Source organism: Streptomyces sp. NPDC056883 (assembly GCF_042788835.1).
In the GTDB taxonomy this organism is placed as follows: domain Bacteria; phylum Actinomycetota; class Actinomycetes; order Streptomycetales; family Streptomycetaceae; genus Streptomyces; species Streptomyces stoeckheimensis.
Map to the genome: position 1 here is coordinate 509,660 of NZ_JBHUBS010000001.1, position 13,060 is coordinate 522,719.

The following is a 13,060-nucleotide window of genomic DNA, read 5'->3' on the forward strand; positions in this document are numbered from 1 at the left end:
GAGCGTGGAAAGTTTGTAAGGCGCGAGAACGTGCCAAGGGGGAGGGGGGGGGGGTGGGTCCCCGGTGGTCCGTCCGTTCCCGCGGGGGGGGGGACCGCCCGTACGGCTGTACGGGCACTGGCGCGCGCGTGCGCGTGCGTCTTACGGAAGTCTGACGGGTGGGCGCGGGCCCTGGCCGCCGGGGTGTCGCGGGTGGTCGAATCACCACGTGAGCACAGACCAGCAGCCAGGCCCGGACCCGGACCTCGACCCCGACCTCGTTCCCGACCCCGACCCCGACGGCCGCGGTGTCCCCGTGGGGCGGCGGCTGGTCCTCGGCATGGTGGGACTCGGCGCCCTCGGTTTGGCCCTCGCGCCGAAGCTCCAGTCGGGGCTCGACGCCGTGCTGGGCGCGGCCGCGAGCAAGGACCCCACCGGGCTGACCGGGCTGCTGCCGGGCGGCGGCGGGTTCCGGTACTACTCGGTCGCCTCCTCGGTCCCCGAACGCGGCCCGGCCGACTACCGGCTGACCGTCGACGGCCTGGTCGAGCGCCCGGCCACGTACACCCTCGACGCGCTGCGCGCCCTGCCGCAGACCCGGATCGTCCGCGACGTCCAGTGCGTGACGGGCTGGCGGGTCCCCGAGACCCCCTTCGAGGGAGTCCCGCTCTTCCGGCTGCTGGACGCGGCCGGGGTGCGCCCCGAGGCCCGCGCGATCCGGTTCACCTGCTTCGACGGCACCTACACCGAGAGCCTCACGCTCCCGCAGGCCCGCCGCGAGGACGTCATGGTGGCCCTGAACATGCAGGACAAGCCGCTGAGCCATGCGCACGGAGGCCCGGTCCGCCTCTACGTGGCCCCCATGTACTTCTACAAGTCGGCGAAATGGCTGTCGGGCATCACGCTCACCCCGGAGGTCCGGCCCGGCTACTGGGAGGAACTCGGCTACGACGTCGACGCCTGGGTCGGCAAGTCGAACGGACGCGACGATGCCCCGACCGTCTGAACCCCCGGCCGAGCATCCCGCCCGCGTGGGCCGGTTCGGCCCCGCCGTACGGCTGGTCCACCTGGCCACCGCCACCCTGACGGGCGTGTGCCTGGCGAGCGCGGCCTGCCTCTACCTGCCGCCCCTCGCCGAACTCGTCGGCCGCCGCCACCTCGTGGTCACCGTCCACGAATGGTCCGGACTGCTGATCCCGGCCCCCTTCCTGCTGGGGCTCGGCTCCCGCGCCTTCCGCGGGGACCTGCGCCGGCTGAACCGCTTCGGCCCGCACGACCGCACCTGGCTGCGCTCCGCCCTGCGCCGCGACCACCGGCCGGGCGCGCGCCCGGCGGGCAAGTTCAACGCCGGGCAGAAGCTCTACGCGAGCTGGAGCGCCGGGGCCGCCCTCGTGATGCTCGGCACCGGTCTGCTGATGTGGTTCACCGACCTGGCCCCGCTGCCCTGGCGGACCGGGGCCACCTTCGTCCACGACTGGCTGGCCCTCGCGATGGGCGTGGGCGTCGTGGGCCACGTCATGATGGCCGTCGGCGATCCCGAGGCCCGGCGCGGCATGCGCACGGGCTCGGTGGCCGCCGACTGGGCCCGGCGCGAGCACCCCCTGTGGCGCCCGCACGGATCCTCCGCCGCACGGGCCGTACGCCCTACTCCGGCGGAACCGCCGCGTCGAGGGCGGCGGTGAGCCGCCGCAGGCGGTCCTGAAGGTCCTTGATCTCGGAGAGTTCGAAGCCGGTCGCGGCCGCGATGCGCCGGGGCACCTCGACGGCTCGCGCGCGCAGGGCCGTACCGGCCTCGGTGGGGCGTACGTGCACGGACCGTTCGTCGGCGGCGCTGCGCTCGCGCACGATCAGGCCGGTCGCTTCCAGCCGCTTGAGGAGGGGGGAGAGCGTGCCCGAATCGAGCCGCAGGTGCTGTCCGAGCTGTTTGACCGGCAGCTCCCCGTGCTGCCACAGCACCAGCATCACCAGGTACTGGGGGTAGGTGAGCCCGAGGTCCTTCAGGACGACCCGGTAGAGCCCGCCGAAGGCCCGGTTCGCCGCGCCGAGCGCGAAGCAGATCTGGCCGTCGAGGCGCAGGAAGTCCTGGTCGGGGAGGGCGTCGGTCGATTGCTCGGTCATGGGGGCCAGTGTACCCGGGGTGTCGTGTCGGCAACTAAATTGTGCACAACTGAATTGTGTGCCATATTGATGGAGCGAGGTCACCGGACGGCGGCCCCGCCTCCGCCCCTTGAGAGGAACCCCCGAGATGGACGCGATCTACACCGCTGTCGCCACCGCCAACGGCCGCGAAGGCCGCGCCGTCAGCTCCGACGGCCAGATCGACCTGGCGCTGGCCATGCCGCCGGCCCTCGGCGGGAACGGCCAGGGCACCAACCCCGAGCAGCTCTTCGCGGCCGGGTACGCCGCCTGCTTCGCCAGCGCCCTCGGGCTGGTCGGCCGCCAGGCCAAGGTCGACACCAGCGAGATCTCGGTGACCTCGGAGGTCTCCATCGGCAAGGACGGCGCGGGCTTCGGGCTGGCCGTCGTCCTGCGCGTGGAACTCCCCGAGGCCCTGATGGGCGAGACGGGCACCCTGCTGGTCAAGCAGGCGCACGAGGTCTGCCCCTACTCCCGGGCCACCCGCGGCAACATCCCCGTGGAGCTCGTGGTCGAGTAGTCCAGTAGTCCAGTTCTTCAGGGCGGCGGCTCCTGCGTCCGTGAGGCGGCCGTGAAGCCGCAGGCGGGCGAATCCGCCGTCCGGGTAGACGTCGATCCGGGCGTGCGTGGCCAGGACCGGCGCGGCGAGCGGCAGCCGGTGCGGGCTGTCGGGCTCCAGCCGGGTGCGCGGGAGGACCTGCGTCCATGCGCCGTCCACGCCGTCCTTGACGGACAGCGACACCCAGCCGGCCGCGTTCCCCTTCAAGTTCGCGGTGTCCACCTCCACCGCACGGATCTCGCACTGCCCGGCCAGCCGGTACTCGATCCAGTCGTTCCCCTTGTCGCGACGCCGGCGCGTCTCCCAGCCGTCGTCCTGCTTCTGCGACAGCCCCGGCATGATCGTGTTCCCGGGGGAGGAGTAGAAGCCGTCCGAGGCCTCCTCCACGACCCCGCCGTTGACCACGCAGGCCACGTCCACCGTGCCGAGCAGCGCCAGCCATGCGGGGTCGGGCAGCACCTCGCCGTGGACCCGCAGGCGCGCGATGCCCCCGTCGGGGTGCTGGTTGATCCGCAGGTGCGTCCAGCGGCGCCCGGACCCGACCGCGAACCCGTTCGCGGCGTGGCCGTACACCGGAGTGCGGGGGACGATCTCCTCCCAGGCGTCCGTCCGGCCGAGGAGTTCGGCCGTCGAGGGCGTCCCTTCGAAGGCGGCCGCCCACACGCTGATCTGCTGCGGGTGGTTGCCCCGGAAGTGTGCGGTGTCGACGACGATCCCGCGGATGATGCCGGGGGAGCCGAGGCGGATCAGCGCCCAGTCGTGATCGGCGTCCGTCGGGAACGGCTCGTCCGCGCCCGCCCCGCGCCGCCGCCGGGTCTCCCAACCGTCCATCACCTTCCCCTTGTTGCCGTAGTCGTGCACGTCGAAGACGGCCGGAGTGCGCAGCAGGAGGTTCTCCCGCTCGGCGAAGAACTCGTCGTTGGCGGCGACGACCCCCGCGCCGAGCCTCCGGTCGGCGAGGTCGGTCAGGTGGGAGAAGTCGAAGGTGCCGCCCCGGTAGTCGGCGTACGGGTCGCCCGACACGTAGGGCGCGGCGGCGAAGTCGGTGGTGGTCGGGAGCTGCATGCGAGGAAGCCTGCTTTCCGTTGTGGAGAAAGGGAGTTGGGGCTTGGGGGGATGTCCCGACTCTCGCTCCCCGGGACTGCTCAGGTCCATCGATTGTTTTCGATCATTCCTTTCAGGAGAGCTGAAAGGTGCAGGCGGATGGACCGGCCGGATCAAACCCCTTATCTGCTAGGTGAGACAGCTCGTTCTCGCTGTAGATGCGCGCGAAAAGGACTGTTACAGTCCGCATGCGCAACTCTGGATGAGGGAGAAAATTACATGCCAAAGACAGTTCTGCGGCGCGCCGTCGCAGGAAAGTCACTGGTCATCGGCACCCTCCTGGCCCTTCTGGTGCCGGGATCGGCCTACGCCAACACCGTCGGCGTGACGGTGAAGACTCCGGGGGCCACCTCCGGACCCGCAGCGACCTTCGCCGAGATCTCCACCCACGCGGACTGCTCCTCGGGGCTCATATCCGGCGGCGGGATCAACCAGGCCATCGGCACCGGGACGTCGTCCAACGGCAACAAGGTGAACGGCACCTCGCCGAGCCCCGACGGCACCACCGAGTACATCGGGTCCACAGGTGTCGTCGGCACCGACGTGACGCACTGGCTCGGCATCGGCGGCAGCGGGGGCGCGGTCAACGCCTCGTTCTCCAGCACCCCTTACGCGGTGTGCTTCACCAGCACCCTGATCAACCACACCCAGGTGGTGATGAACAAGGTCGCCGGCCCCACCGCGGCCTCCACGGTGGGCCTCGTCACCGCCACCTGCCCGGCCAACACCCGCCTGCTCGGCGGCGGGGCCCGGATCACCCCGGCCGACGTCGGCAGCCTGAAGCCGATCGCCTCCTTCCCCACCTTCAACGACGCCGGACACGCCTACGGCCAGAAGGCGGCGGCCGACGGCGAGTCGAACCCCGACTCCTGGAGCGCCGTCGGCTGGAACGGTGGTGGCGGCGGCACCGGCAACACGACCTACGCCTACGCGATCTGCAGCGGCAACAACATCAACGTCAGCGGCGCCACGGTCAAGGTGCGCCACAGCGAGGTCAGCGGCCCGACCGCGGCCACGTCGGGCCAGACCGCGACCGTCGGCTGCGGCGGCAACGACGGCAAGCTGATCAGCGGTGGCGCGGCCATCAGCGGCGGCAGCGTGACGACCACGGCGTTCACCGGACCGGGCTCGCCGGGCGACCACCTCAACGGCAGCTACCCCAGCAACTCCGGCGGCACCCCGGTCGGTGACGGGACCACCACGGCCTCCTACTGGACGGCCTCCACCCACACGGGCGGCGGAAGCTCCCCCAACACCTACACCGACGCCTGGGCGCTGTGCGCCGACGACGGCGTCTGAGCGGTATGGCCGACCCCCGTCCCTCCACCACCACCCCGATCAGGACCATGACTTCACACAGATCTGCCCCCGGCTCCCGCCCCGCCTCCCGGACCGCACTGGTCCTCGGCGCGGCCGGCCTCCTCGCCGCCCTGGTGGCACCCCTCACCGCGGCCGCCGACCCGGCGGCCGCGCCGTCCGGCCCCTGCGGCCCGGCGGGCGTCTTCACCAGCTCGCCGCCCACCTGTACGTACGCCACCGCGGGCACGGACGTCTTCACCGTGCCCGCCGGGGTCGGTGCCCTCACCGTCGACCTGTACGGAGCCGAAGGCGGCAGCGCCGCCGGCTTCGTCTCCCCGAACCCGCCGAACGAGGGCGCACCCGGCGGCCTCGGCGGCCGGACCCACGCGGTCCTCGCCGTGACCCCCGGCCAGGCCGTCCAGATCACCCGGGGAGGCGTCGGCAGCTCCGGCACCTCCCGGCACGGCGAGTACGCCCGGCCCGGCGGCTTCGGCCACGGCACCGGTGGCGGCGGCGCGCACGGCGGCGGCGGTTCCGGCGGCGGTGCCACCGACCTGCGCACCGGCGGCTTCGGCCCGACCGAGCGGATCCTGGTGGCCGGCGCCGGCGGGGGCGCCGGCAACGGCGGCCCCCTGCTGAGCGGCGGCAACGGCGGCGGGCCCGCCGGCGAGGACGGCGGCCAGGGCGGCGGCCCGGAGGGATCCGGCGCCGGGGGCACCGGCGGAACCCAGACCCAGCACGGCACCGGCACCCGGACCAACCCGATCGGCGCCGGGGGAGGCAACGGCAGCGACATCGACCAGCACACCGGCCAGCTCAACCCCGGCTCCGGTGGCACCGGTGGCAACGGCGGCCGCGGCGGCAACGGCGGCGGAGGCGGTGGCGGCGGCTGGCGCGGCGGTGGCGGCGGCTCCGGCGGCGGCAACCCCGGCAACCTCTACGGAGCGGGCGGCGGTGGCGGCAGCGGCTACGCGGCCCCGGCCGAAGCCGGTGTCTCCGAGGCCTTCCTGGAGTCGGGCGTCCAGCACGGGGACGGCAAGGCCGTCGTCTCCTTCCGCTACGGGACGTCGACCACCCTCATCACGGACACCGCCACCCCGCTGTTCGGGCACGCCGTCGCCCTGACCGCGACCGTGACGGGCTCCGAGAACCCGGCCGCAGCCCCGGGCGGCAGCGTCACCTTCTCCGAGGGGACCACCCCGCTCGCCACCGTCGCGCTCGACGGGGGACGGGCCCGCTTCAGCACGAGCGCACTGCGCCCGGGCACCCACCGGATCAGCGCCTCGTACGCCCCGGACGCCGACCACACGGGCAGCTCCACCGGTGAACCGACCGACATCACCGTCGGATTCAGCCGGCCCTGCATCACGACCGACCACCGCGGACCGCTGACCGTGGCGGCCGGGGAATCGCTCTGCATCGCCTCCGGCGGAAGCCAGAGCGGTCCGCTCACCGTCCGGCCCGGCGGCGCGCTGTCCGTATCGGACGGCAGCGTCACCGGTCCGTTCTCCGCCGACGGGGCGCTCGCCGTGTCCCTCTGCGGATCCACGCTGACCGGCCCGGTCGGCGTACGCCACACCAGCGGTTCCGTGGTGATCGGCTCCGCCGCCGACGCGGGGGCGGCCCCCGACTGCGCCGGCAACGCGATCAACGGTCCGGTCACCCTGGAAGCCAACACCGGAGGCGTCGAGTTCACGGACGGCCGGATCACCGGACCGCTGCGCTGCGAGGCCAACGACCCGGCACCGCGCGTCACCGGAACCACCGTCGCCGGACCCCGGTCCGGCCAGTGCGCGTGACCGGAGCCGGGTGGCTCCGTAGCCGTGCGGCAGCGCAGCTCAGTAGCAACGCAGCCCCGTAGCAACGCAGGCCCGTAGCGCCGCGCCCTCGTACACCTCGGCCCGGTGGCGGACGCCCGCCGCCGAAAGGGCCTTCGCCAGCCGGTCGATCTCCTCGGCCGGCAGCGTCGGGTCCTGGTCGGCGTGGCCGAAGTACAGCTCGGCGGTGACCCGGTCCGCCACCAGGTGCGGGCTGTCCGCCGCGTCCGTGGCCAGGAACCCGCCGTGGAAACCGGCCGCGGCCGCCACCCGCTGCGGGTACGTCCCCGCCGTGAGCAGGGCCAGCCGGGCGCCCAGGCAGTACCCCGTGATCGCCACCGGCCCGGCGGCGACCTCCGGAAGGCCCGCGAGCCGCTCCAGATAGGCCTCGGCGTCGCGCATCGCCAGCTCGGCGGTCAGCGACTCGAGGACCGGCCCGACCCGGTCGAAGAGCTCCGGCTGCCGCCCGAAGTCCACGAACTCCGGAAGTTCGAACACCGGTGCGCGCCCGTGGCGGTAGAAGAGGTTGGGCATCAGGACGACGTAGCCGGCCGCCGCGATCCGGTCCGCCACCGACTTGATGTGCGGACGGATCCCGAGGGCGTTCACGTACAGCAGCACCCCGGGGTACGGTCCTGCGCCGTCGGGCCGGGCCAGGTAGGCATCGGCGGTGCCGTCCCGAGTGACGACCTCAACCGTCGTCCGGACTACCTCGCTTGCGGTGGTCATGGCCGTCCCCCTCTTTCGTATGGCGAAGGCCGCAGACTACCGTGATCGGGCTCTTGCCCCGGAGTGTCCGGAAACCGCCCCCACCGGTCCCCAACTCGGGGCGTATCGTGGTCCGATGCCAGTAGTGGACATCAGCGCCAGCGCGCAAGAGTTCGATGCCGACCCGTATGCGTTCTACGAGAGGATGCGTGCGGCGGGGCCCGTCCACCGCATCATCCTCGCCCCCGGCGAGGTCGAACCGAGCTGGATGATCGTCGGGCACGAGGAAGCGCGCCGCGTGCTCAACCACCCGGCCCTGTCCAAGGACTGGCGCTCCTCGGGCAACTTCCCGGACGCCCAGCTCAGCGCCGTGAACTCCAACATGCTGGAATCCGACCCGCCCCACCACACCCGGCTGCGGCGCCTGGTCTCGAGGGAGTTCACCGCGCGCCGGATGGAGGGCATGCGCGCGCGCATCCAGGAGATCACCGACGGGCTGCTCGACGCGATGGCCGCCCGGCCGGAGCGCGGCGGCGACCTGATCGACGCGCTGGCGTTCCCGCTCCCGATGACCGTCATCTGCGAGCTGCTCGGCGTGCCCGACCTGGACCGGGCCAGGTTCCGGTCCTGGTCCAACGAGATCGTCTCCCCGACCTCGGCCGACGCGAACAGCACCGCGAACCGGGAGATGGGTGCCTACCTCGTGCAGCTCATCGGGGACAAGTCGAAGGAGCCCGGCGAGGACCTGCTGAGCGCGCTGATCCGCACCAGCGACGAGGACGGCGATTCCCTGTCCTCCGACGAGGTCATCGGGATGGCCTTCCTGCTGCTCGTCGCGGGCCACGAGACCACCGTCAACCTCATCTCCAACGGCGTACGGGCCCTGCTCGCTCACCCCGACCAACTGGCTGCTCTGCGCGGTGATTTGGACGGGCTGATCGACGGAGCGGTCGAGGAGATGCTCCGCTACGACGGCCCCGTGCAGCACACCACCTACCGCTACGCCCGCGAACCCCTCGACGTGGGCGGCACCGTCATCCCGGCCGGGGCCACCGTGTTCGTCTCCCTGGCCGGCGCCGACCGCGACCCCGCCCGTTTCGCGGACCCCGGGGCGTTCGACATCGGCCGCGCCCCGCAGGGCCACCTGGCCTTCGGCCACGGACTCCACTTCTGCATCGGCGCCCCGCTGGCGCGCATGGAGGGCCGCATCGCCATCCGCTCCCTGCTCGAGCGCTTCCCCGACCTGGCCGAGGACCCGGAGGCCGGCCCGCCGGCCTGGCTCCCGGGCAGCCTGATGCACGGCGTCAGCCGCCTCCCGCTCCGCTGGTAGCCCCGTCCGGGGTCAGAGGGTCGTGAGAACGCCCCGCCCCGGAGGACCGGAACGGACTCGCAGCCATCCAGCTCGGTCGCGATGTCCACGTCCCGGCCGAACCCGCCGTTCGCGAGCTCCCGGCCCGACGCACTGCCGGCCACCGCGGCGATCACGTCCGAGGTCGCCTCGTGGCGCGGCTCGTCGGCGAGGTGCGCGAGCTGCTCGCCCTCGGCCTGGAGGAGGTCGACTACGCAGTCGGCGTGGCCGAGCTGGGCATGGAGGTCGACCCGCCGGCCCCGTACACGCCGGGCGCCTGGCTGGCCGTCGTGTCCGAACACCTGGCGGGGCCCCGGGCGCAGTACACCTGACCGGGAGCGGTACCGCTCGTCCAGGGTTGGTGCCCGCACCCCGGAGCGGAGTGGGTGGCCGGCTGCGGGATAATGATCGCCGGTGCGGGCCCGGTTCGCGCCGGACAGTGCAGCGACCCGAGATGGAGCCCCGATGGACGTACGCCACTTCGAGCGGATCACCGCCTTCATCGAGGCGCGGCTCACCCCGCTCTTCGCCGAGGAGACGGGCAGCGAGAACGGCTTCGGGATGGACGACACCTCCCGCGCCCTGCGCGCCCTGCGCAACGCGGCGCTGGAGGCCTCGGTGGCCAAGGGCCTCATCGAGCAGCGGGAGACGGCCGAGCCGGCGGTCCGCCGGGTCATCGACCAAGCGGTGGAGCACCACTGGGACGTGCTGCGCGGCATCGCCCGCCAGTGGGAGGACCACGCCGACTTCGTCCGCGAGTTCAAGCGCCACGCGTGGGAGCTCGACGAGGCCCCCGCGGCGGCCGTGGCCCCGTAGGTCCGTAAGGCCGTAGGCCCGTAGGTCTTCAGCCGGGGCCCGGCCTGCCGGGGCTACCGCAGGTCCATGCCCGGGTCGTCGATGACGCGCTCCTGCTCGCTCTGCTCGCGCAGGCGGCGCGCCTTGTCCCGCAGTCGCCGGCTCTCGTCCGGGTCGGTCGAGCGGGTGGCGGCCTCGTCGAGTTCCTGCGCCTTGTCGCGCAGCTGCCGGGACCGGCCGTGGGACTCGCCTGCACTCATGATCACTCCTGGGCGCTGTGGGGGGACGCCGGGCGGCTTTCAGCGAACCAGCAGTACGCCCGGAGCGCATCTCGAACGACCGCAGGCGGGCGACGTACGGTCACCACCAGTACGCGGGGTAGCTCGGAGCCTTGCGGCGCACGCGGGAGGCCGCGTACCCGGTCAGGACGATCAGGACGGTCGATCCGAACAGCAACGGGACGAACCGGGCCGCCACCGGGGCCTGGAGCACGACCACCACGGCGGTGGCGCAGGCGGGTGAATGCGGGGTGCGCGCGGCCATGACCAGCGCCAGCGTGACACCGGCGGCCACGGCGGCCCCCCAGGCGCTGCTTCCGGCCGCGGCCAGCACGCCGTAGCCGACGGCCGCCCCGACCATGTGGCCGATGATCACCCCGCGGGGCTGCGCGAGCGGCAGCGTGGGCGCGCTGTGCACGAGGGCGGCACTGGCGGCCAGCGGCGGGATGAGGATCGGCTCGTGGATCATGGCTCCGATCGCCACGAGCCACAGCAGGACCGCCGTGGCGGCGCTGATGCTGTGGATCGCGGCGGCGGCCGTGGGCCGGGCCGGGGCCCGGCCGCCGATCCTCCGGCGGCGGGGCGGTTCGGGGGCGGCGACCCCGGGTGAACCCGGGGATCCGGGGGAGTCGCCGGGTGAGGCGGGGTGGAGCGCGGTACTCATCGAGGCAGGTTTCCGGGCAGGGCGGCCGTCGGGCGGTCGGCCGGGCAGGGGCGGAGTGGGGGCAGCGGTGCGGCGCGTTCCCGCAACGACCCTATCCGGCCCCCTTCCGGCGCCGGCCCGCGGGTCCGGCGGCGGTGACGGCCGTCACGCGTTACGGCCGTCACGTCCTACGACCGTCACGCGATGGGGTCGGCCGTCACGCGTTGGGGTCGAAGGGGATCCCGGCCGGTTTGGCCTTGGCCAGGTGGCCGTTGAACTGACCGTCCTTGATGCCGAGCAGGGCGCTGCCGAAATCCGCCTGGCTCAGCTTGTCGCGCAGCCCGGCGGGGTAGCCGTTCCAGCCGACCAGCGTGGGGTACTGCCAGGTACCCTTGTGGTTCTCCGGCGGCTCGTCGTTGGAGTTCGCGGCACGGAAGCAGTGCGTGCTGATGCCGTCCTTGTGGTAGACGATCTTCGGATGGGTGCCGTCGAAGCGGATCTGCGAGGCGGCGTGGACCTTGAAGTTCCCGTGCTCCGAAGTGGAGACGTAGGCGACCTGGTTGTTCTGGATCCACACCACGACGTGCTCCCAGTCGTGCCGGTGCCCGGCGCTGCCGGGGCCGAGCGAGACCTGGTCCTTCTCGAAGTAGAGGGCGTACATGACGGCGCACCAGTCGTTGTTGCACTTCGCGCGGGAGTAGCCGTTGGTGTTGTTCAGGTCGGAGAGGTCACGGCATTGGCCGTTGACGTCGCCGCCCATCTTCAGGCCCCCGTTGATGGTGCCGTCGGGACCGATGGCGGGGCTGGAGTAGCAGCCGTCGCGGTCGTAGTCGTAGGCCGGCTGGAAGCTCTGTTCCAGCCCGTCCGCATTGGCGGGCAGGGCCGGGGGCGGAGCCGCGTACGCGACCCCGGGGACCGCGAGGACCAGGGTCGCGGCCCCCGCCGCGGCGGCGAGCATCCTGCGGGCCCGCCGGCCCGGCCCCCTGCGGGAACGCTTCACGGGCGGTGCGTCGGCCATCGTGTCCTCCTCATCGGTCACACGGGCAACACCCGTGCGGAAATGCGGAGTTCAGCTTTCCCGGTGCCCGCTCCCACGCCAAGGGGTGGGAGCGGGCCCGTGTCCGGGAATCGACGTCAGCGGTTCTCGGGGAGGTCGGCCTCCGCCGCGGCCGGGGCGAACGCGAACCCGCGCGCAGTGGCCTTCTGGGTGACCGGTGCCTTACCGCAGAACGCGGCCTCCAGCGTGCCGCCGAGGGCGGTGTTGGCCTGGCCCCGGTTGGAGGTGTTCGCCATGGCGGAGAGGGAGCGCTTGCCGTCCCGGGTGGTGAACGCGTAGGTGTAGAAGCCCTGCACGGTGCCCGTGTGCCCGTAGACCTGCGCACCGCAGGAGAGGTCGTACCGGCGCAGGCCCAGCCCGTAGAACCGGGTGTTCGTGGCGTCGGTCGGGGTCACGGTGAGCATGGCGTCCAGCGTGGCCGGGCGCAGCAGCTTCCCGCCGAGCAGGGAGGACATGAAGGTGCTGAGGTCGGCCGCGCTGGAGATCATCGCGCCCGCGGACTGCGCCCAGGAGACGGTCTGTTCGGTGGAGTCGACCAGCGGGGCACCGGCCTCGTCCGGGTGCAGGTAGCCGTTGGCGTGCAGACCCTTGATGGTCGTGCCGGGGTGCACGTAGGAGGTGTTCTTCAGCTTGAGGGGCTTGATGATGCGCCGCTCGTACTCCTTGGCCACCGGCTTCCCGGTGGCCTTCTCGATCAGCATCCCCACCACGACGAAGTTGGTGTTCGAGTACTTGTACGCCACCCCGGGCTCGGTGGTCCTCGGCTCGGCGAGCGAGAGGCCGACGAGTTCCTGGTACGTGAACACCTTGTTCCGGACCGCCTCGAAGCCGGGCACGGTGTGCTCGAACATCGCGTTCGTGTAGTCCGCCAGACCGCTCCGGTGGGTGAGCAGGTGGCGCACCGTGATCCGGTCGTCGGGCAGCAGGCCCGGGAGGTACGCGTTGACCGGCCGGTCGAGCTCGATCTTCCCTTCGTCCACCAGCTGGAGGAGGACGACCGAGGAGAACGTCTTGGTGACGCTGCCGATCCGGAAGCGGGCCCGCGTGTCCATCGCCGCGCCCGTCTCCCGGTCCCGTACGCCCTCCACCCGGGTCCGGACCCCGTCCGGACCGGTGAAGCGGGCCATCGCCCCGGGGGCACCGGCCGCCGTCGTATTGCGCAACGCCTGCGTCAGCGCCTCCAGATCGGGCGCGGCGGTCGGCTGGACGGGAGCCTGCGCGGCGGAGCCGGGCGCGGCCGCCGCGTGGGCGGCGGTGGCGGGCAGCGTACCGCCGGCCACGACGGCGAGCAGGGCGGCGCCGACGGCCAGGCGCCGCGAGCGGGTGAAGGGAGACAG

Annotated in this window: 14 protein-coding genes and 1 pseudogene; 8 read left to right on the forward strand and 7 right to left on the reverse strand. The window is 72.8% G+C overall.

What is annotated here, in order from left to right; all coding sequences use genetic code 11:
- Positions 1–319: 319 nt before the first annotated feature.
- Positions 320–985: a molybdopterin-dependent oxidoreductase gene (locus ACFRU2_RS02435; protein ID WP_382967810.1), complete on the forward strand. Its 666-nt coding sequence runs from the start codon at positions 320–322 to the stop codon at positions 983–985.
- Positions 969–1,661: a cytochrome b/b6 domain-containing protein gene (locus ACFRU2_RS02440; RefSeq protein WP_382966723.1), complete on the forward strand. Its 693-nt coding sequence runs from the start codon at positions 969–971 to the stop codon at positions 1,659–1,661. The genes ACFRU2_RS02435 and ACFRU2_RS02440 overlap by 17 nt, the downstream gene beginning before the upstream one ends.
- On the opposite strand, the gene ACFRU2_RS02445 is transcribed toward ACFRU2_RS02440, so the two are convergent.
- Entirely contained in the window at positions 1,624–2,097 is a 474-nt protein-coding gene (locus ACFRU2_RS02445) for a MarR family winged helix-turn-helix transcriptional regulator (protein ID WP_382966725.1), read from the reverse strand. The two genes, ACFRU2_RS02440 and ACFRU2_RS02445, sit on opposite strands and share 38 nt — an antisense overlap.
- A gap of 127 nt (positions 2,098–2,224) precedes the next feature.
- Between ACFRU2_RS02445 and ACFRU2_RS02450 the strand changes: the two genes are divergently transcribed.
- On the forward strand, positions 2,225–2,635 hold the full coding sequence (locus ACFRU2_RS02450) for an organic hydroperoxide resistance protein (RefSeq protein WP_382967812.1): 411 nt from the start codon (positions 2,225–2,227) through the stop codon (positions 2,633–2,635).
- Positions 2,636–2,653: 18 nt separating this feature from the next.
- On the opposite strand, the pseudogene alc reads toward ACFRU2_RS02450, so the two are convergent.
- Positions 2,654–3,739: pseudogene (gene alc, locus ACFRU2_RS02455) on the reverse strand (allantoicase); the annotation flags it as partial.
- A gap of 258 nt (positions 3,740–3,997) precedes the next feature.
- Here alc and ACFRU2_RS02460 point away from each other — a divergent pair.
- Both ACFRU2_RS02460 and ACFRU2_RS02465 read left to right on the forward strand, forming a co-directional pair.
- Complete coding sequence (locus ACFRU2_RS02460) at positions 3,998–5,077, forward strand: hypothetical protein (RefSeq protein ID WP_382966727.1); 1,080 nt, start codon at positions 3,998–4,000, stop codon at positions 5,075–5,077.
- A gap of 47 nt (positions 5,078–5,124) precedes the next feature.
- The gene (locus ACFRU2_RS02465) at positions 5,125–6,876 is read left to right on the forward strand and encodes an Ig-like domain-containing protein (RefSeq protein ID WP_382966729.1); all 1,752 of its coding nucleotides are present in this window, start codon (positions 5,125–5,127) and stop codon (positions 6,874–6,876) included.
- Positions 6,877–6,915: 39 nt separating this feature from the next.
- On the opposite strand, the gene ACFRU2_RS02470 is transcribed toward ACFRU2_RS02465, so the two are convergent.
- Positions 6,916–7,623, reverse strand: coding sequence for a dienelactone hydrolase family protein (locus tag ACFRU2_RS02470; protein WP_382966731.1), 708 nt, complete (start codon positions 7,621–7,623; stop codon positions 6,916–6,918).
- Positions 7,624–7,738: 115 nt separating this feature from the next.
- On the opposite strand from ACFRU2_RS02470, the gene ACFRU2_RS02475 reads away from it, so the two are divergent.
- From ACFRU2_RS02475 to ACFRU2_RS02485, 3 genes are all read left to right on the forward strand, one after another.
- Positions 7,739–8,932 carry a cytochrome P450 gene (locus tag ACFRU2_RS02475; RefSeq protein WP_382966733.1) on the forward strand — a complete coding sequence of 398 codons (1,194 nt, stop codon included), beginning with the start codon at positions 7,739–7,741 and terminating at the stop codon, positions 8,930–8,932.
- A 170-nt stretch (positions 8,933–9,102) separates the two neighbouring features.
- Complete coding sequence (locus tag ACFRU2_RS02480) at positions 9,103–9,282, forward strand: contact-dependent growth inhibition system immunity protein (RefSeq protein ID WP_382966735.1); 180 nt, start codon at positions 9,103–9,105, stop codon at positions 9,280–9,282.
- 133 nt (positions 9,283–9,415) lie between these two features.
- Positions 9,416–9,766, forward strand: a complete 351-nt coding sequence (locus ACFRU2_RS02485; protein ID WP_243332017.1) for a hypothetical protein — start codon at positions 9,416–9,418, stop codon at positions 9,764–9,766.
- Positions 9,767–9,819: 53 nt separating this feature from the next.
- Here the strand turns inward: ACFRU2_RS02485 and ACFRU2_RS02490 are convergent, their stop codons facing one another.
- The 4 genes from ACFRU2_RS02490 to ACFRU2_RS02505 all read right to left on the reverse strand — a co-directional run bounded on the left by ACFRU2_RS02490 (position 9,820) and on the right by ACFRU2_RS02505 (position 13,015).
- The gene (locus ACFRU2_RS02490) at positions 9,820–10,005 is read right to left on the reverse strand and encodes a DUF6381 family protein (protein ID WP_284717145.1); all 186 of its coding nucleotides are present in this window, start codon (positions 10,003–10,005) and stop codon (positions 9,820–9,822) included.
- Between the two features lie 100 nt (positions 10,006–10,105).
- Positions 10,106–10,687 (reverse strand): HPP family protein, encoded by a 582-nt coding sequence (locus ACFRU2_RS02495; RefSeq protein ID WP_382966738.1) that lies wholly within the window; start codon positions 10,685–10,687, stop codon positions 10,106–10,108.
- 196 nt (positions 10,688–10,883) lie between these two features.
- Positions 10,884–11,684, reverse strand: coding sequence for an NPP1 family protein (locus tag ACFRU2_RS02500; protein WP_382966739.1), 801 nt, complete (start codon positions 11,682–11,684; stop codon positions 10,884–10,886).
- 116 nt (positions 11,685–11,800) lie between these two features.
- Complete coding sequence (locus ACFRU2_RS02505) at positions 11,801–13,015, reverse strand: serine hydrolase domain-containing protein (protein WP_382967814.1); 1,215 nt, start codon at positions 13,013–13,015, stop codon at positions 11,801–11,803.
- Between the last annotated feature and the right edge of the window lie 45 nt (positions 13,016–13,060).